At 41.3% G+C, this 19719-nt stretch carries 18 protein-coding genes and 1 tRNA gene; 13 read left to right on the top strand and 6 right to left on the bottom strand.

What is annotated here, in order from left to right:
• Positions 1-19 precede the first annotated feature (19 nt).
• The 6 genes from CVT00_RS08365 (at position 20) to CVT00_RS08345 (ending at position 6637) form a co-directional block, all read left to right on the top strand.
• On the top strand, positions 20-2842 hold the full coding sequence (locus tag CVT00_RS08365; protein WP_107914775.1) for a formate dehydrogenase subunit alpha: 2823 nt from the start codon (positions 20-22) through the stop codon (positions 2840-2842).
• Between the two features lies 1 nt (position 2843).
• On the top strand, positions 2844-3485 hold the full coding sequence (gene fdh3B / locus CVT00_RS08360) for a formate dehydrogenase FDH3 subunit beta (RefSeq protein ID WP_107914773.1): 642 nt from the start codon (positions 2844-2846) through the stop codon (positions 3483-3485).
• Between the two features lie 115 nt (positions 3486-3600).
• A tRNA-Ser gene (locus CVT00_RS08355) sits at positions 3601-3691 on the top strand.
• 147 nt (positions 3692-3838) lie between these two features.
• Positions 3839-4171 carry a hypothetical protein gene (locus CVT00_RS10305; RefSeq protein ID WP_230853745.1) on the top strand — a complete coding sequence of 111 codons (333 nt, stop codon included), beginning with the start codon at positions 3839-3841 and terminating at the stop codon, positions 4169-4171.
• Positions 4172-4212: 41 nt separating this feature from the next.
• Positions 4213-5115, top strand: coding sequence for a tyrosine-type recombinase/integrase (locus tag CVT00_RS08350; RefSeq protein ID WP_230853744.1), 903 nt, complete (start codon positions 4213-4215; stop codon positions 5113-5115).
• A gap of 664 nt (positions 5116-5779) precedes the next feature.
• The gene (locus CVT00_RS08345; RefSeq protein ID WP_159071270.1) at positions 5780-6637 is read left to right on the top strand and encodes a tetratricopeptide repeat protein; all 858 of its coding nucleotides are present in this window, start codon (positions 5780-5782) and stop codon (positions 6635-6637) included.
• A 32-nt stretch (positions 6638-6669) separates the two neighbouring features.
• On the opposite strand, the gene CVT00_RS08340 is transcribed toward CVT00_RS08345, so the two are convergent.
• Positions 6670-7005, bottom strand: coding sequence for a YolD-like family protein (locus CVT00_RS08340; protein ID WP_103559038.1), 336 nt, complete (start codon positions 7003-7005; stop codon positions 6670-6672).
• Positions 6998-8266: a DNA repair protein gene (locus tag CVT00_RS08335; protein WP_107914771.1), complete on the bottom strand. Its 1269-nt coding sequence runs from the start codon at positions 8264-8266 to the stop codon at positions 6998-7000. Before CVT00_RS08335 ends, CVT00_RS08340 begins: the two co-directional genes overlap by 8 nt.
• Before the next feature lie 270 nt (positions 8267-8536).
• Between CVT00_RS08335 and CVT00_RS10300 the strand changes: the two genes are divergently transcribed.
• Positions 8537-8731, top strand: a complete 195-nt coding sequence (locus tag CVT00_RS10300) for a hypothetical protein (protein ID WP_230853743.1) — start codon at positions 8537-8539, stop codon at positions 8729-8731.
• A gap of 107 nt (positions 8732-8838) precedes the next feature.
• Here the strand turns inward: CVT00_RS10300 and aroC are convergent, their stop codons facing one another.
• Genes aroC through CVT00_RS08310 form a run of 4 tightly spaced genes read right to left on the bottom strand, consistent with a single transcriptional unit; the run spans position 8839 to position 12020 of the window.
• A complete protein-coding gene (gene aroC / locus CVT00_RS08325; RefSeq protein WP_107914769.1) occupies positions 8839-9906 on the bottom strand; it encodes a chorismate synthase in 1068 nt (355 codons plus the stop codon).
• Between the two features lie 8 nt (positions 9907-9914).
• A complete protein-coding gene (gene rnc, locus CVT00_RS08320) occupies positions 9915-10586 on the bottom strand; it encodes a ribonuclease III (protein WP_107914766.1) in 672 nt (223 codons plus the stop codon).
• On the bottom strand, positions 10583-11017 hold the full coding sequence (gene rnhA, locus CVT00_RS08315) for a ribonuclease HI (RefSeq protein ID WP_107914764.1): 435 nt from the start codon (positions 11015-11017) through the stop codon (positions 10583-10585). The genes rnc and rnhA overlap by 4 nt, the downstream gene beginning before the upstream one ends.
• Positions 10995-12020, bottom strand: coding sequence for a tetratricopeptide repeat protein (locus CVT00_RS08310; protein WP_107914762.1), 1026 nt, complete (start codon positions 12018-12020; stop codon positions 10995-10997). Before CVT00_RS08310 ends, rnhA begins: the two co-directional genes overlap by 23 nt.
• A 61-nt stretch (positions 12021-12081) precedes the next feature.
• Between CVT00_RS08310 and dnaG the strand changes: the two genes are divergently transcribed.
• The 6 genes from dnaG (at position 12082) to pepT (ending at position 19706) form a co-directional block, all read left to right on the top strand.
• Complete coding sequence (gene dnaG, locus CVT00_RS08305; RefSeq protein WP_196376903.1) at positions 12082-13794, top strand: DNA primase; 1713 nt, start codon at positions 12082-12084, stop codon at positions 13792-13794.
• A 98-nt stretch (positions 13795-13892) separates the two neighbouring features.
• A complete protein-coding gene (locus tag CVT00_RS08300) occupies positions 13893-15131 on the top strand; it encodes a M20 family metallo-hydrolase (RefSeq protein ID WP_107914758.1) in 1239 nt (412 codons plus the stop codon).
• Between the two features lie 2 nt (positions 15132-15133).
• Entirely contained in the window at positions 15134-16453 is a 1320-nt protein-coding gene (locus tag CVT00_RS08295; RefSeq protein ID WP_107914756.1) for an amidohydrolase, read from the top strand.
• Positions 16450-17148 (top strand): dipeptidase PepE, encoded by a 699-nt coding sequence (gene pepE, locus CVT00_RS08290; protein WP_107914754.1) that lies wholly within the window; start codon positions 16450-16452, stop codon positions 17146-17148. The genes CVT00_RS08295 and pepE overlap by 4 nt, the downstream gene beginning before the upstream one ends.
• 14 nt (positions 17149-17162) lie before the next feature.
• The gene (dcuC, locus tag CVT00_RS08285; protein ID WP_107914752.1) at positions 17163-18473 is read left to right on the top strand and encodes a C4-dicarboxylate transporter DcuC; all 1311 of its coding nucleotides are present in this window, start codon (positions 17163-17165) and stop codon (positions 18471-18473) included.
• Positions 18474-18482: 9 nt separating this feature from the next.
• Complete coding sequence (gene pepT / locus CVT00_RS08280; RefSeq protein WP_107914750.1) at positions 18483-19706, top strand: peptidase T; 1224 nt, start codon at positions 18483-18485, stop codon at positions 19704-19706.
• Positions 19707-19719 lie beyond the last annotated feature (13 nt).

Below are 19719 nucleotides of genomic sequence, written 5' to 3'. Positions count from 1 at the left end.
AATTCAAGAAAGGATGAAAATGTCTGAAGCTATATTAAACGCTACGCCAAACAACATTGGCCGTAGATCGTTTTTAAAAATGGCTGCATTAGCGGGTGCTAGTGGAGCGGCCGGCTTTGCAGCAAGCAATGTCACAAGAGAAGCAACAGCTCAAGAGATGGCAAACCCATTTCCAGACTCAAAAATAGTAAAAACTGTTTGTTCAGTTTGCTCTGTAGGATGTGGAGTGTTAGCTGAGGTAGAAAATGGAGTTTGGGTGCGTCAAGAAGTAGCACAAGATCACCCAGTAAGTGCTGGTGGTCACTGCTGTAAAGGAGCAGACGTTATCGATATGGTGCGCTCACACTGCCGTGTAAAATATCCGATGAAAAAAGTTGGTGGTAAGTGGCAACGCATCTCTATGACGCAAGCACTTGACGAGATCGGTGCAAAACTAAAAGCTTACCGCGAGAAAAATCCAGAGCAAGTAATGTTTTTAGGATCAGCAAAAGACTGCAACGAGCAAAGCTATTATATAAGCAAATTCGTTGCGATGTTTGGGACGAACAACCTAGATCATCAAGCGCGTCTTTGACACAGCTCTACAGTCGCCGGTGTGGCGAATACTTGGGGTTATGGAGCTATGACAAATCACCTTGGAGATATCCAAAACGCAAAGTCTATTTTTATAATCGGATCAAACCCAGCGGTAAATCACCCAGTTGGTTTTAGACACTTTTTAAAAGCAAAAGAAAAGGGCGCTAAGCTAATAGTAATCGATCCAAGATATACAAGAACGGCGGCAAAGGCTGATTATTTCGCACAAATTCGCCCAGGAACGGATATACCTTTTGTATATGGCATGATGAATCTCATCTTCGAAAATGGCTGGGAGGATAAGAAATTTATTGATGACCGTGTTTATGGTATGGATCTGATTCGCGAAGAGGCTGCAAAATGGACACCTGAAGTCGTTGAAGATGTGACTGGAGTCCCAGCTGCAACTCTTAAAGAGATCACAGAAGTCTATGCCAAAAACCGCCCTGGCTCAGTCGTTTGGGCGATGGGTCTAACTCAGCACACAATAGGTAGCTCAAACACTCGTATAGCTCCGATCTTGCAACTAGTGCTTGGCAACATGGGCGTAAGTGGCGGCGGATGTAACATCTTAAGAGGCCACGATAACGTTCAAGGTGCAACTGATATGGCAAATTTACCAGATAACCTACCTGGTTATTATCCTAAAAATGAAGGAAGCTGGAAATATTTTGCAAAAATGTGGAAGGTTGATTTCGAGTGGTTGCAAAAGAATTTTATCAAGCCTGAGTGGATGTTTAAGCCAGGATTTTCACTTGCACGCTGGTGGGCTGGTACGCTAAATGGTAAAGATGGCAATGATGCGATCGATAATGCAGGAGATAGCCTAAAAGCTCTTGTAGTTATAGGAAATGGTATCACATCTACTGCACAACAAGCAAAGGTTCAAGAAGGTCTTGATGCACTTGAGTTACTTGTTTGTGTAGATCCGTTTGTAAATGACGCTGCCGTTATAACAAATAAAAAAGATAATGTATATATCATCCCTGCTTCAACTCAGTATGAAACTAGCGGCACAGTCGTAGCTACAAACAGAAGTGGTCAATGGAGAAGCCAAGTATGCAAACCACTTTATGAGAGCATACCTGATCATGAATTGTTATTTGAACTAGCTAAACGTATAGGCTTCTATGACGAGCTAACTCGCACTATAAGGGATGCTGACGGCAAGATAGAATGGCCAGAAGCTGCTACTCACGAGATAGCAAATATTATAAAAACTATCGGTATGACTGGCTGGACACCTGAGCGCTTGAAACGCCACCAAGAGAACTGGGATAAATTTGATGAAGTAACATCTCTTGGCAAGCCTGGCACTCCTGTTGAAGGCGAATACTACGGACTTCCATGGCCATGCTGGACAGAAAATCACCCAGGTAGCCCAATACTTTATGATACACATAAATCAGTTCGCGAAGGCGGAATGGGCTTTAGAAACCGCTTTGGTTTAGAGCACAACGGTGTTAGCCAGCTAGCAGCTGAGGGCTCAGCGCCAGTTGGTTCATCTATAAATGGCGGATATCCTGAGATCAAAAAAGACAATATTGAGAAAATTTTAGGCATCACACTAACTGATGATGAAAAAGCAAGGATCGGAGCTAGCTGGTCAACTGATGATAGTAATATCATAGCAACAAAATGTTTGGAGAAAAACATCGCTCCATATGGCAATGCACGTGCTAGAACTATCGTTTGGACATTTGCTGATCAGATCCCTCAACACAGAGAGCCGATCCACTCACCAAGACCAGATCTAGCCAAGAAGTATCCAAGCTTTAAAGATAAAGCAAAACAATACCGCGTTGATACTAAATTTGAAAGCTTGCAACAAAGTAAGGACTTCTCAAAAGAATTCCCTATCAACCTTATTACAGCTCGTCTCGTAAATTTCAGTGGTGCTGGTATGGAGACGCGTGCTAGCAAGTATCTATCGCGCATTACACCTGAGATGTTTGCCGACATCCACCCAGAGCTAGCAGCCAAACATGGCATTAAAAATTGGGATTTTGTTTGGGTTCATTCACCTGAGGGCACTAAGATCAAGGTTCGCGCAAGGATCGTGCCATCGGTCAAGCCTAATATGATCTTCTTGCCATTCCACTGGGCTGGATATATGCAAGGTGTTGATATGACTGGAAATTTCCCAGAAGGAACTTTGCCATTTGCAGTTGGCGAGAGCGCAAATACCGTAACAAACTACGGATATGACATAGTCACTCAAATTCCAGAAACAAAAGGCGGTCTTTGCCGCATAGAAAGGGCATAATATGAGCGCATTTAACGATAACAATAGACTTAAATTTTACTGTGACACAGATAGATGCATTGATTGCAACGGTTGCGCAGTAGCATGTGATGAAGCTCATGAGTTGCCTATCGGCGTTAGAAGACGCCGCGTCGTCACACTAAATGAAGGTATGCCTGGTAAAGAAATTTCAACATCAATCGCATGTATGCACTGCGAAGATGCACCTTGTTCGCTTGTTTGCCCAGTTGATTGTTTCTACATCAGAGCTGATGGCATAGTGCTTCACGATAAAGATATCTGCATAGGCTGTGGATACTGCTTGTATGCTTGCCCATTTGGCGCACCGCAATTCCCTAAAGATGGTGCGTTCGGCGCAAGAGGTGTAATGGATAAATGTACCATGTGTGCAGGCGGTCCGCTACCAACTAATAGCGAAGAAGAGCGCGAAGTATATGGACAAGATAGAATTTCTGAGGGCAAAGTGCCAGTTTGTGCTGCGATGTGCTCTACAAAGGCTTTATTAGTTGGCGAGTCAGATATGATCGAAAAAATCTACAATGACAGAGTTACTGCAAGAGGTTATGGCGAAAAAGACCTAAAACAAACTACTGTTTGGAAGATCGCTTACTACGCTGGCGACAGACTAAAACTAAAAGCGTAAATTTATAGGTGCTTTTTGCACCTATAAATCATTTAAATTTACTAAAAATACATTTTGACTGAACTTTAAGCACTCTATCAGGAGTGTTTAAATATAATCCACTTTTCTAATACTTGGACAGATGGGTGAGCGGCTGAAACCACACCCCTGCTAAGGGTGCAGCTCTTAATCGGGGCTCGAGGGTTCAAATCCCTCTCTGTCCGCCACCAACACAATATTTTTCTTTTCAACTTCCCTAAATTTCGGCGTTTTAACTGCATTTATTAGCAGATATTTTTGTCCTAAATTTCAGACAAATCAGCTTTGTTACAGAAAATTTGCACTTTTGTTACAGAAAATAGACAGGCTCTATCATGAGTTCTAAGCTAATTACTAAGATAGCAAACAGACCAAATTTCTACTTTTTTGATACTGCTCTTAAAAATGGTAAAAAGCTAACTGTTAAATTTTGCCTTTTCACAAAAGATCCAGATGAGGCAGTAAGACTGGCAAATTCTATAAAAGCCGCAGTCAACGAAGCTCTTGCTAAAAAGATGACCACGACACATGCGAACTCTAAAAGTCTAAGAGCCTTAATAAACATTAAAAGGCAAAATGAGCGGTGCATTAAACAAAATGGCATATTTTTAGATGTTAGCGAATATAAAGAGCTCTCACAAGAGGTAATAGCTAATTTTATAATCTAGTAGCACCAGAAGAAAAGCTTGAAAACGAGCTCAAAACATTATTGGATACATCTTTAAGTCCAAAAGAAACCACGACGCTATCTTTTGAAGCAGTAGCTAAAAGATATGTGCAAACAGAGTGTTTAAAGTTAAAATCTGGCGATAAAACCAAGGGCTATTATGTTAAGACTGGCAAGCTTTTGGATGAGTTTTTTAAAGATCATCAAGGTAAAGAGTTTAGCTACGGCGATGCCGAAAACTTTCAAACAACTCTAGCAAGCAAAAATCTCAATAAAAAGACCATCAACAACTACACATCTTACTCAAAAAGGCTCTTTGACTATGCCATAAAGATGGGCAAGCTTACGACCAATCTTAAAATGCTTACATCTTTTAAAATTTCAGCTGATGAGAAGTCGCCAAAAGACAACTTTAGCCTAGATGAATTAAAAATAGTTTTTGCTACAAAAAGGCTTGATCTACGAAACTATATGATGTTTGCTCTTCATACTGGGCTAAGGCTTAATGAGATTTGGCAACTTGATAGCAAAAGTGTAGGCGAAGAAGATGGCATAAAATTTATAAATGTTAAGACCGCTAAACAAAAAGGAGGCGTTAGCAAATATAGGCAAATTCAGCTACATAAGAATATTGAGCATTTGGCTGATTTGAAGTGGCTAGAGCAAATCAAGAAAGAAAAAGATAGTAGTGATTATTTTGGAAAGCGCCTAAATAGACATATCCATAAATCTATCCCAAGTGCAAATGTTAGTTTTCACAGACTGTGTGGCAATTTTACAAAAGCCATTAAAGACTATTGTTTGGAAAATTCTCTAGCAGATCTTACTTCCGTTCTTTTGGGGCATAGCACAGACCTCGCGACTGATACATATGCAAAAGGAGTGTCCTTAAAGGCTAAAAAAGAGGCATTAAAGGGGCTTGATGACTATTATTTACTAGTTTAAAATACCTACTTTGAAAATATAATTAGTGGTAGAGGTTGTAACTATCTTGGCGTAAATTATAGAGATGGCGCTGGCTTTGAAAAAAATATGCAAAACGCATACTCTTACTTCAAAAAATCTTGTTATGACTACAACTATGCTAGGGGATGCACAAATTTAGGCGAAATATTATGCAAATATGGCAATTATACCAATGCAAAACAAGAGGCACAAGACGCGCTAAATAAAGCATACTATAAACTGGGCGACAAGAAAGCACTAGATATACTTAATAAATATTTTAGCTACTAAAAACTCATGGGAAGCTCTCCCATGAGTAAATTTATATCTTATAAAGCTTGCCAGAGCTCTTTATCTACCATTAGACCTTCCTCTTTACCACAAACCCTACTAACTTCATCCATAAATTTTTCAGTCTGCTTATCTCTTTTTTATCGAATACCTTTTTAAGTCGAGCATGGTCATTTTCACTAAAATCATAAAATTTACTAACAAAAAGAGAGAGTGCGTATGTATTTACAATAGAGTTTAAAATTTGTGTTATCAAGTGATCTATAAAGAGAGATAAAAATAAAACATATATTTATACAATTTAAGTATTCAGTAAGAATAATTCTTATATTATTTTTCGCTTAGTAAATAAATTTCAAACATGGAACTAGTTATGAAAGATCTTTTTAAAATAGTAGTTTTTGTCGCTTTTTCTTTAAATTTCTTATATGCAAAAGCTACAATACTAGTAGATGGCTACACAAAAAAATTGCTTTTTATGAACTTAAAAGATGGTGGCACTATCTATGTAGATAACGAAAAAAGAGGAGTGACATCTTTAAAAGAGCCAGCGTCCATTTTAGCCGAAAATGGCAAGCATGAAATAAAAGTATGCTTTCCAGACGGAAAAAGTACAACACATAAAATATGTGGGGAGCAAAATGTCACCCTATCAAATAATGAACAAATCAATATAAAAATAAAAGCAGACAAACTTACCGAGATGTCGCCACTAGAAAAAAATGAAGCAAAATGCCAATATGGGGTTTTAGGGGCTTGTATTGTTTTGGGGATGAACTATTATAGTGATAAAAATGCACAAAAAGACTATAAAAAGGCAGATGAGCTATATCAAAAAGCTTGTGATGGTGGAAATATGAGTGGCTGTGTTGATGTTGGTTTTGCTTATATGTATGGCAAGGGTGTAGAAAAGGATATCAAAAAAGCGATAGATCTTTTTAAGAAAGCTTGCGAAAAAGGTGAAATGAGTGGATGCGTCGTTTTAGCAGATGAATTTGAACATGGCAAAGTGATAAAAAAAGATCCTATAGAGGCTATGCGCCTATATGAAAAAGCCTGCAATGGAGGCAATATGGCAGGTTGCGTTAAATTAGGGATCGCATATAAACATGGAACATGTGGTATAAAAAGCGTTTCAGAAGCAACAAAACTATTTGAAAAAGTTTGCGATAGCGGATATGAATGGGGATGCTACTATTTGAATCAGTTAAAATCTCAAAGATATAACTAGAGCCATATAAAAAGGCTTTAGATAACGTAAAACTAATTCAACGGGCGAGCAATCGCCCATCTTCTAACTATCTCCACCTCATTTATATCCTCAAATTTGATCTTAGTTTTTACGACCATGAGGATTTTATCTTTGAAATTTACATCTGAGACTAGGCCACTAGTTTTTATGTAAGTAAAGCCGTCGTGGTAGCTTACACGCACCTCATCAGCTATCTTTATCTCGCTTACTGTTTTTAAAATTTCATCGACTTTGCTCTCATCAAGCTCTAGTTTTTCGCATTTTTCTCGCTCTTTTTGTCGTAAGGCTCGCTCTAATGTTGAGAGAGGATTAAACGAGCTAAAAATTTTCGCCCTATCTTTACTCACCACTTTTGTGCCCTCCGATCTTTTTGTTTCTATCTTGCCCAGTCGCTTCTGGCAGCAGGTCGATCGCGCGTAGGATCGAGTTTTTACCAAATTTCTCTTTTATCAAATTTAGCGACTTTAGCACCGCCTTTTCCTTAGCGTCATCTTCAAATAAGCTAAATTCTGCCAAATTTTCTTTTACCACATCGTTTGCCGATATGCCTATTTGCCTGATTAGCCCAGCATTTTTTATCTTGTTTAAAAGCAGCTCCTCAGCCGAACTCATCAGTACGCTTGAGATATTTGTTGGCGTTTTAAACCGCACGCTTGCACGTTGCTGCGGCTCAAGCTTATCGGCAAATCTCACATTTATCGTTAGCCCGCTCGCCCTTACATCTTTGTTTATCATCCTAAGTGCGAGCCTGTCAGCCATCTCTTTTAGCACGATCACCGCCTCGCAGCGCTCGTAGTCTCTGGGCAAAATTTCCGAGCTAAAGTAGGACTTCGTGCTTGGTTTATACGCCTTTATCTCGGCTATCGTCGTTGGCTCTATGCCGTTTGCGTGATCGATCGTGATGTAAGCATCGACGCCAAAAATTTTTTCGAGCAGGCTTTTTGGTGCATTTGCGATATCTTTCATGCAAAAGATGCCGCATTTTTCGAGCTTTAGCCTAGTTTGCTTACCGATACGCCAAAAGTCACTTAGTGGCTGGTGAGTCCAGAGCTGCTTTTTGTAAAGCTCTTCGTCAAGATACGCGATGCCGTCATCTTGGTGCTTTGCTAGTATATCAAGGGCGATCTTTGCGAGGTATAAATTTGTCCCCATGCCACAAGTCGCCGTAACTCCAGTCGTTTTTAAGATCTCATCCATCATCATCTTTGCCATCTCTTTTGCGCCAAGAGCGTAAAATTTCAAGTAAGAAGTGAGGTCGATAAAGCACTCATCGATCGAATAGACGTAGATGTCCTCTTTGGAAACATATTTTAGATAAATTTCATAAATCCTTGCGGCGTAGTCGATGTAAAACTGCATCCTAGGAGGTGCAGCGATAAATTTGATATCTCTTGGGATCTCAAAGAGCCTGCAGCGGTTTTTAACCCCTTTTGCACGAAGCGCAGGGCTAACAGCTAAGCAGATGCCGCCACTGCCACGACTAGCGTCAGTTACGACAAGATCAGCCTTAAATGGATCAAGACCGCGCTCTACGCACTCAACCGAGGCGTAAAAGGACTTTAGGTCGATAACGGCGTAAATTTTCTCTTGCAAATTTTGGTTTTTCATAATGGGATTATAGATGAAATTTGGTAAAAGTTAGTTTGTAAAATTTTGTTTGAAATGGCTTAAAATTTTAATAAAAATCTTTTAGAAAAAGGCTAAATTTGGGTACAAAGACCCAGCACCAAAGATACCGCCTCCGCTCACAGCTAAATAGCTCAATAATCAGAAACTACGCCAAGATGCGTGCTAGGTAGCCGATGCTTATAAATGTAAATGAAGGCATAGCAACTGGCAACGTGGTGAGAATGTTTAACGACAGGGGTGAAATTTTAGTTGGCACGCTTGCCACTCATCATCCCAAAGCACGTCATCGCCATCTGCGAAGGTGCATGTTACGACCCTGAAGTGCTATGTAAGAAGAGCCTTTGCAAGCAGGGCTGCGTCAATGTCCTAACTCGCAACAAAGGCACACTAGCATCGCTCAAGCAAGTGCGGACGCAGGGTATTAGCAAATTTATAAAAATATAAAGGCGAGATGAAGCTGGTCGCTGTAAATTTCTAAATTCAGCCCTTGTTTGGAGGCTAAATTTGACTTGTTTTCAACTCGATGCTTGACTGAAATTTAGTAAATAAATTTATCCGTAAATTTTCTTTATATTTGCAAGCTTTGTAGTTGTATTTAGTAGGAGCATGTCAGCAAGAACCAGCCTTATCATCGCGGTTGCGACGACACTGCCACGTATGCCTATGCAAGGATCATGCCTGCCTCTTAGTTCAAAATCCACCGCCTCGCCAGACAAATTTAGCGTTTTTTGCTCTTTAAATATCGAAGGTGTTGGCTTAAAATGGCTCTTTAGCACGATCTCAGCCCCACTGCTTATGCCACCAAGTATGCCCCCAGCGTTGTTGCTTAAAAAGCCAAGCTCGTCCATCTCGTCGTTGTTTGCTGAGCCAAGCATAGAGCTCACATTTACGCCAGCGCCGATCTCTACGGCTTTTACTCCGTTTATGCCCATTAAGACCGCCGCCAAAGCACTATCAAGCCTATCGTAAAGTGGCTCGCCAAGACCAGCTGGCACGCCTCTAGCCACGCTTAAAACCACAGCTCCCACGCTATCGTGCTCGCTTCTAGCCTTGCTAACCGCCTCTTTCATCGCCTCTTCGTTGCCAAGGGCGTAAATTTGCGAATTTTGCGCAAAAACAAAATCAACCTTTTCGCTGATGACCTTGCCGATGCCAAGCACACCGCTTAAAACTTCTATCTTAAGCTCATTTAAAAGTAGCTGCGCAAATGCCCCACCAGCAACCCTTACTGCTGTCTCTCTGGCACTCGCGCGCCCGCCACCTCTATGATCTCTGATGCCATATTTTTTAAAATAGGTAAGGTCAGCATGCCCAGGGCGGAAAATCTCACGTAAATTTTCATAGTCATTTGACTTTTGGTTGTTGTTAAAAATGGCAAAACCTATCGGTGCGCCAGTGCTCATACCATCAAAAACGCCGCTAAAAATTTCTATCTTATCAGCCTCATCTCTTGCCGTTGTGAAGCTACTTTGTCCAGGGCGACGTCTGTCAAGCTCGCTTTGGATGAAGTCTACATCGATCTTTAGCCCAGCAGGTAGGCCGTCTATCACGCCACCAATGGCCACCCCATGGCTCTCGCCAAAGCTAGTTAAGGTTAGTTTTTTGCCAAATGTATTCAAAATTTATCCTATTTTTTGATTTTTTCTAACGCTATCTTTGCTGCGAGCTGCTGGGCTTGCTTTTTGGAGCTTCCAACGGCTCGTGAAATTTCCTTGCCATTTAGCAGCAGGGCTATCTCAAATTCTTTCTTGTGATCAGGGCCAAAAGAGCCGATGAGCTCGTATGTTGGTATGACACCAAGGGTTGCTTGAGTGACCTCTTGAAGGGCTGTTTTGTAGTCCTTTTCAAGGTGCGCAAAGTCGATCTGCGGATAGCAAAGCTCAAGCAGGCTAATAGAAATTTCTCGCACTTTATCAAGTCCAGCCTCAAGGTAGATAGCCCCCATCACCGCTTCAAATGCGTCGCTTAAAATGCTATCTTTCTCTCTGCCGCCGTTGTTTTCCTCAGCTTGGCTAAGCCTTAAAAACTCGCCCATTTTTAGCCGTCTAGCCATATTTGCAAAGCTTTTTTCATTTACAAGAGCGGCACGAAGTTTGCTCATGTCGCCCTCTGCGATCTTGCTAAATTTCTTAAAAAGATACTCAGCCACGAGCAGATCCATCACCGCATCGCCCAAAAACTCGAGCCTTTCGTTATTTAACGCCTGCTTGGTGCTCTTGTGCGTTAGCGCCTCTTCTAAAAGCTCAGTTTGTTTAAATTTATACCCAAGACTACGTTCAAATTCTTCTAAATTTTTCATATCTTATTCTCATCTTTTATTTTTAATGCCTCGTCTCTTGCCATCTGGTCGCACTCCTCGTTTTCAGGGTGTCCAGCATGCCCCTTGACCCAGCTAGCCACGACTTTATGCGGCTTTGAAATCTCTAAATACTCCTGCCAAAGCTCGACATTTTTTACATTTTTGAAATTTCTCTTTTGCCAGTTTGCAAGCCACTCATTTATGCTATTTGCCACGTATGAGCTATCGGTAAAGAGCCTTACCTCGCAGGGCTCTTTTAGCGCTTTTAGCCCCATTATCGCAGCTTTTAGCTCCATTTGGTTATTTGTCGTATATGCCTCGCCGCCACTTTCTTTTTTCTGCGCTTCGTTAAATCTCAATATATAAGCCCAGCCGCCAGCTCCAGGGTTTCCAAGGCATGAGCCGTCACTAAAAAGTGTTACTATCTTCACTTGCTTTTTCTGTGATGTGGGATAAAATTTTGACACTTCCTAGCTCGTGACAGACTGGACAGCGGTAAAAGTGCATAGGAAATGAGTTTTTGCAGTTTTTGCAAACGTAGTTAAAGCTTAGCCCAGCTGCGTCAAATTTAGCGTCCTTTAGCCTTTTTATGACATTTAGCTCAAAGCCGTAAATTTCACATGGACCTTCTATATCGCCCTTTGCGTAAAAGAGTGATTTGTATTTTGCATCGTCTAAATTTATAGGCGTTTTTAGGTTGTAAAGCAGGTCTAGCACATCTTCAAATTTGGCAAAATCTTTTAAATTTTCTAAATTTTCATTGTGTCTTATGAAAAGGGCTAAGATCATGCGCTTTAAAAGCTCAAAATTTTGACTAAGGTGCGAGAGAATTTCTACCTTTTCGCTAAAGCTTAAATTTCTATCATCAAGCGTGCTAATCGCCTTTATATAGGCCTTTTGATCTTTTACATTTGTCCCTAGCTCTTCAAGAGAATTTAGTGCATAAAGCGCTTCTTTATAGTTTTTAAGCTTCTCATCTATCATCGTTAAAAAGCGCAGTGCGAGGACGTTTCTAGGGCTTAGCTCAAGCGCTTTTTCAAAGATTTCACTAGCTTTTTTTAAAAATCCAGCCTTAAAATAGACCTCTCCAAGCTCGTTTAGGATAAATTCTTTCTCGTTTTTATCTTTTACCTTTTCAAGTGCGATGAGATAGACGCCGATCGATTTTTCAAAGTCGCCATTTTTAGCGAAGGTCTGACCTAGCATGCTAAGGCTTGGTATATCTACTTCTGGGCTTTTTAGCATCTGCTTGTGCTCGTCGCTTATGCCATCTTTGCTGTCAAATTTCTTGATAAATTTCTCGATGCGTTTTTTCTCATCTTTGCTAGAAAATATGCCCCAAGCATAGCTTAAAGCGGCGATCATCAAGATGATACTAAATAGAATAATAAGGCTAAATATCGGATCTCTGTGTCCAATGAAAAAAATATCCACGCTTATACTTTGTAATAAAATTTTACTTTAATTATAACAAAGCAGTTGTATAATTTTGCTTATGATAGATCCAAAATCCATTGAAAAATTAAAAAACCAAATAGACATTGTTAATATCATCGAGCAGTATATCCCAGTTAAAAAGATGGGCTCAAGCTACAAGTGTGTCTGTCCGTTTCACGACGACAAAAACCCAAGCATGAGCATAAATCAAAACAAACAGATGTATCACTGCTTTGCCTGCAAAGCTGGCGGAGATGCGGTTAAATTTGTGATGGATTATGAAAAGCTAACCTACCCAGAGGCGATAGAAAAGATCGCTCAAATTTCAAATTTTAGCCTTGAATACACAAATGACAAGGTGCCAACGCAAAAAGAAAATAAGCACATTTTAGAAAAGGTAAATGCCTTTTATAGAAGTGAGTTTTACAAAAATGAAGCGGCTGTGAGATATATCAAGTCGCGCGGCATAAATGACGCTATGATCGAGAAATTTGAGCTTGGCTGGGCTGGGGATAGTAAAAGTACCATTAGGCTTTTACAAAATGAAAACATAGAGCCAAAAGAGGCGCTTGAAGTTGGCATAGTAAAGCAAAATGAGAAGGGAATTTACGCTAGTTTCATAGAGCGCATAACATTTCCTATCTACTCGCACACTACAAGGCTAGTTGGCTTTGGCGGCAGAACGATCTCAGACCACCCTGCAAAATATGTAAATTCTCCTCAAAGTGCGGTCTTTGACAAGTCAAAGCTACTCTATGGCTACCACCTAGCTAGGCAAAGCATCTTTGAGAAAAATCAGATAATAATCACTGAGGGCTACCTTGACGTCATTATGCTTCACTACGCTGGCTTTACAAACGCTGTTGCTGTGCTTGGCACAGCACTTACAACAAGCCACTTACCGCTTTTAAAAAGGGGCGAGATAAGCGTAGTGCTTTGCTTTGACGGCGATGGCGCTGGCATAAATGCAGCCATAAAGTCGGCTCACCTGCTAAGCATAAATAAGATAGATACAAAAGTAGTCATCATAAGTAATGGCGCAGATCCTGCTGATATGGTCTTTGCAGGCAAGATAAAGGAGCTTAGTGAGCTCTTTGGCTCAGGCGAGGACGCGGTGAAATTTTATATAGAAAAGATCATGCAAAAGTATGATATAACCCGCTCAGTGCAAAGAGATAACTGCCTTAGTGAGATAAAAGCCTATATGGACGAGCTTGGAGAGGAGATAGCAAGCTCGTATGTGACAGAGGTTGCGGCAAGATTTAACCTCACTCCACAAAGCGTGGCAGATAGGTTTGGACTAAAGCAGAAGCCAAAAAATGAAGCTAAATTTAAAAGAGAATTTAGAAAAAAAGATAAAGATGAATTTAGCAACTCTGTCATGGTGGATGAGGTGCCAGCTGTGATGAACAAAGACCCGCTTGAGTTTGCACTTTTTAAAACCATGCTAAATAACCCAAACTACAGAGATGAGATACTCTCAAAACTTGGAGCTAGATACTTCATAAAGCATCCTGAGTATCTAAACGCCATCCTTTATAGATACGACGTGAACGATGAGCAGATGGTTAGAGAAATTTTAATGGACGAAAATATCCATGAGATCATCGATGCAACCACTTTGCAAAAGGCTATTTTAAATATGCAAATCGCATTTTACGAGAACGAACAGCAAATTTTAAAAGGCTCTGACAACCCAAATAAGATAGAAATTTTAGAAAAACTGCTATTTATCATCAAAGATCTCAAGACTCAGCTTTATAAAATTTAAAAACTCACACTTTTTCAGCTTCAAATCATAAAACAAAATGTAAAATGCTTAAAGTAATAAATCTTTTTAAGATTGGCTTTATATTTTAAGGATTTATGATGATAGACGCTAAAAGATTTGAGAGAAATTTTAACGCTATAAGCGAGTTTGGAGCGCTAAAAGGTGGTGGGCTAACAAGGCTAGCCTTTAGCAAAGAGGACCTTGAAGCAAGAGAATTTCTTATAAATTTGATAGAAAAAAATGGCTTTAAACTTAAAATTGACAATGTCGGCAACATCTATGCCATCTATGATGAGGGCTGCGAAGCGGACGCGAAGCCAGTTTGCGTGGGCTCTCACATAGATAGCGTGCCAAATGGCGGCTTTTATGACGGCACACTTGGCGTTATGGCTGGTCTTGAGGCACTAACTGCGATAAAAGAGGCTGGCATCAAGCTAAAACGCCCGCTTTGGCTCATAAATTTTAGCTGCGAGGAGTCAAGCCGTTTTAAGACAGCGACTATCGGCAGCAAGATAATAAGCGGCAAACTAAGCCAGCAAAGACTTCATGAGCTAAAAGATGAAGATGGCATCTCGCTTTTTGAGGCGATGAGTGCGGCTGGGTTTAAACCACAAAATTTAGATGAAGCCATCCTAAAAGAAAACTCCCTACACGCATACTTAGAGCTTCACATAGAGCAAGGTCCAGTTTTAGAGCGAAGCGGTATAAGCGTTGGTGTGGTAAGTGGGATCGCAGCGCCAATTAGATTTGAGATCACAATACAGGGCAAGGCTGATCACAGCGGCGCAACTCCTATGAATATGCGTAGTGACGCCCTGCTTGCCGCTTCACACATCATAATCGCAGCCAATAAATTTGCCAAAAACAAAAAAACAGCTGTCGCAACCGTTGGCTACGCGCATGCAAAACCAGGCGTTTTAAACGTCGTGCCAGGTGAGGCAAGGCTAGGCGTTGATCTAAGAGATATAGACAAGGCTAGCTTAGAGGAGTTAAATTTAGAGCTTAGAAATTTTGTGGGTGAGCTAAGCCATGAGCTTAAATTTAGCTACGAGATAAGAGAGCTAAGTAGCGACGAGCCAGTAAAACTAAGCAAACACGCCATAAATTTACTTGAAGATGAAGCCAAAAAGCTTGGCATAAAAACGCTTACTTTGCCAAGTGGGGCTGGACATGATGCGATGAATTTAACAAAGCTTGCAAGTAGCGTTGGCATGCTCTTTATCCCTTGCGTGGATGGTATTAGCCACAACATTGCAGAGGCGATAAATTTCAAAGACGCAGTAGCCGCAACAAAAATTTTAACAAACGCACTAATAAGACTTTCAAACGAGGAGTAGTCATGGACAAAATAGCAAATTTAGCACTATCTTTAAAAGAGGATATGATCAAAGATCGCAGATACTTTCACTCGCACCCAGAAACTGGCTGGTTTACCTTTTTTACGACTGCGGTTTTGGCAAAAAGGCTTAGCGAGCTAGGATATGAAGTGAAGCTTGGCGAAGAGGTCGTAAAGAGCGATGCAAGGCTTGGAGTTGGCAGCAAAGAGCAGTGCCAAAAGGCGATCGAGCGGGCAAAAAGCCTTTTAAATCCTGATGAGGCAAAATACCTTAAATGCATGAAAGATGGCCTAACTGGGCTGACAGCCTTCATCGACACAAAAAGGCCTGGTAAATTTAGTGCATTTAGATTTGACATCGATAGCGTTGATGTGACAGAGAGCGCAGAGGCTGCTCATAGACCTTGCAAAGAGGGCTTTGGCTCAGATATTGCTGGTATCACGCACGCTTGTGGGCACGATGGACACATGGCGATGGGTCTAGCGCTTGCAAAGCTGATCGCTAAAAATTTAGATGATTTTAACGGTAAATTTAAATTTATATTTCAAACAGCAGAAGAGGGCACAAGAGGCGCTGTGGCTATGGAGGCTGCTGGGGTGCTTGATGGGGTTGAGTACCTACTTGGCGGACACATCGGCTTTCAAGCAGAAACAAATGGGGGCATAGTTTGTGGCACAAACAAACTGCTTGCAACTTCTAAATTTGACGTGCATATCACTGGTCGCTCAGCCCACGCAGCAGGAGCGCCAGAAGAGGGAGCAAACGCCCTTTTAGCCGCTGCTCAAATGGCTCTAAATATGCATGGCATCACAAGACATGCAAAGGGCGTGACTAGGATAAATGTGGGCGTTTTAAGAGCAGGCGAGGGCAGAAACGTCATAGCACCAAACGGCTATCTAGCTTGCGAAACAAGGGGCGAGGATACAAATTTAAATGAGTTTATGTATAAAAAATGCATGGATATCGTAAAAGGTGTGAGTGAAATTTATGACGTCGATAGCAAGGTCGTGATGACTGGTGGCACAAGCGGAGCAAACAGCGACAAAGAGGTGACTGAAATTTTCTATGAAGCAGCAAAAGCAAGTCCGTTTATAGATGACGATAAGATCGTTAAAGAGCTTGATTTTGGCGCTTGCGAGGACTTCGCTCACTTTATGAGAGCTTTGCAAGATAGGGGCGCAAAGAGCGGATATATGATGATCGGTACAAATTTAAAAGCAGGTCATCACAATAGCAAATTTGACTTTGACGAGAAGTGCTTGGTCGCTGGGGTTGATATCTATCTAAGGGCTGCTTACAAACTAAATGGAGCTAAAAAATGAAAAATGCTTTACTAATCAGCGCTTCAAGCTACCAAGATACTGGCTACTTGAGACACTGCAAAAACTGGGTTAAGGACTTTTTGGGCGAGAGTGGCAAGGAGGAGATTTTATTTATCCCTTACGCTGGAGTTAGACGAAGTAATGACGAATACGAGCAAAAGGTGATCGACCGCTTAAAAAATAAAAATATAAAGTCGATCCACCACTACGAGGATAAAATTTCAGCTATCAAAAATGCTAGCAGTATCGCAGTTGGCGGCGGAAATACCTTTATGCTTCTTTACACGCTTTATAAGCTAAATTTAGTTGAGCCTATAAAAGAGGCTGTGGCAAACGGCGCAAAATACTTTGGCTGGTCAGCAGGCGCAAATATCGCTGGCAAGACGATGATGACGACAAATGATATGCCTATCATCATGCCAAAGTCCTTTGATAGCCTAAATATCTTCCCATATCAGATCAACCCGCACTTTATAAGTGGCAAACTAGCAGGTCATAACGGCGAGAGTAGGGAGGAGAGGCTAGAGGAGTTTTTGATAGCAAATCCAAAAGAGACTATCTACGCATTGCCTGAGGGCACGGCTTTGCTTATAGAGGATAGCGAAGCTGAGGTCATAGGACACAGCGAAATTTTAAAATTTGAGTATCAAAAAGAGATAGAAAAAATAGAAGTTGGAACTAAATTTAAAATCTAAACAAGGAGAGAGGTATGGAATCATTCAAGCTAATTGCTGCCATTCTTGGCATCGTTGCAGTTGTAGCACTTCTAGTCTTAAAAAAAGAGACAAGAACGGTGCTAATAGGTGTTGGTTTGGTGCTTTGTTTAATCGCACTAAAACCTATGGGAGCACTAAGTGCTTTTACTGACTATATGACTAAAGCAGGGCTTATAAAAGCTATATGTGCTAGTATGGGTTTTGCTTTCGTTATGAAATATACAATGTGCGATAAGCACCTTGTTGCGCTTCTTACAAAGCCACTTAAAAACGTGGGATTTATCTTGATCCCTGTAACAACTGTGCTAACTTACTTTATAAATATCGCTATCCCTTCAGCTGCTGGCTGCTCTGCTGCTGTTGGTGCGACGCTTATACCACTTCTAATGGCCTCAGGCGTTCGCCCTGCGATGGCTGGTGCGGCTGTTTTTGCAGGCACATTTGGCTCAGTTCTAAGCCCAGGCTCTGCGCACAACATATATGTGGCAGACCTTGTTAAAAAGACAGTTGAGGGCTACACAGTTCAAGACATCATAAAAGTGCAAATTCCAAGCGCATTTACAGCTCTTGTTATCGTAGTTGTCATGCTAACTATCGTCGCAATATTATTTAAAGACTATCAAAAAGGTACAAATTTCACTATCGAAAGCGGTGCTGCTAGTGAAGAGAAGTCAGCGTTTAAAGTAAATTTGATCTACGCTATTATGCCACTTGTCCCACTTGTCATCTTAGTTATCGGCGGAACAAGCCTAGCAAAAGACTATAGCTTTTTGGCATGGACAAAGATGGGCGTTGCTGAGGCGATGATACTTGGTGCTATCATAGCTATCTTTGCTACGCTTACAAACCCACAAAAGATCACAAAAGAGTTCTTTAACGGCATGGGTCACGCTTACGCTGATGTTATCGGTATCATCATCGCAGCTGGCGTCTTTGTCGCAGGTCTAAAGGCGTGCGGAGCTGTTGATGTGGTCATCGCATGGCTAAAAACAGATCAAAGCTATGTTAAATTTGGCGGAACATTTGTGCCATTTATTATGGGTATAGTTACAGGCTCAGGCGACGCTGCTACATTTGCATTTAACGAAGCCGTCACAACAAATGCTGCTGCTCTTGGCTTTGAGCAAGATAAACTTGGTATGGCTGCAGCCATAGCTGGCTCACTTGGACGTTCAGCTTCTCCGATCGCTGGTGCAGCTATCGTTTGTGCTGGTATCGCTATGGTTAGCCCAGTCGAGCTTGCAAAAAGGACATTTACAGGCATGTTTCTCTCTGTTGTGGCGATCGCATTTTTCGTCATCTAAGGATAAAAGATGGATATCGTAGAGAGATTTATAAACTATACGAAATTTAACACCACGACAAATAAAGAGAATGGATTAGCAGGCGTCATGCCTTCTAATCCAACCGAGTATGAGCTGGCTCTTTTTATAAAAGATGAGCTTAGCTCGCTTGGCATAAAAGATATCATCTTGCAAGAGAATGCTATCTTGATAGCAAAGATACCTGCAAACTGCGAAAACGCTCCAAGTATCGCCTTTTTTGCGCACTTAGATACAAGTAGTGAGCAAAAAAACGACACAAAAGCTAAGATAGTAAAATACACAGGCGGCGACATCTGCCTAAACGAAGAGCAGGGCATCTATCTTAAATTTAGCGACAACCCAGAGCTTAAAAAATACGTTGGCGACGACATAGTCGTGACTGACGGCACTAGCTTGCTTGGCGCTGATGATAAGGCTGCGATCGCTAGTATCGTAAATATGGCTAACTTTTTCATGCAAAATCCTGAGATCAAGCACGGCAAGATCGTGATCTGCTTCGTGCCTGATGAGGAGCAGGGCTTGCTTGGTGCAAAGGCGCTTGATGTAAATTTGCTAGGAGCTAGTTTTGGCTACTGCTTAGACTGCTGCGAGATAGGCGAGCTAATATACGAAAACTGGAACGCAGCTGACTGCACGGCGATCTTTAAAGGCGTTTCGGCTCATCCGATGAACGCAAAGGGCAAGCTTGTAAATTCGCTACTTCTTGCGCATAAATTTATCTCTCTTTTGCCAGGCGGTGAAGTGCCAGAGTGCACCGAGGGCAAAGAGGGCTACTTCTGGGTAAAAGAGCTTAGCGGAAACAGTGCAAAAACGACGCTCAAGATCGACATAAGAGAATTTGACGAGGTGAAATTTCAAAAAAGGCTTGAGTTTTTAAGCGACATGGCAAGCTCTTTTAACAAAATTTATGGAGATCGTTGCGAGATCACGCTAAAAACACGCTATGAAAATGTCTTTAAGTTCTTAAAAGATGAAAACTCACTGCCTATAAAACTAGCAAAAGATGCCTTTAGTGAGCTAAATATCACGCCAAACATAAAGCCGATGCGAGGCGGATATGACGGTGCGGCGATCTCTGCAAAGGGCGTGCCAACGCTAAATTTATTCACAGGCGGAAATAACTTTCACTCCGTCTTCGAGTACTTGCCAGTTAGCAGCCTAAAAGCCGCAAGCGAAGTCATTAAAAAAATCGTAATTAACGCTGCTAAATAAACTTCATAAAAGC

It is taken from the genome of Campylobacter concisus (genome assembly GCF_003048675.2).
GTDB lineage: Bacteria > Campylobacterota > Campylobacteria > Campylobacterales > Campylobacteraceae > Campylobacter_A > Campylobacter_A concisus_F.
The sequence above is the reverse complement of the archived record's forward strand: the minus strand, read 5'-3'. Positions and strand labels throughout refer to the sequence as shown.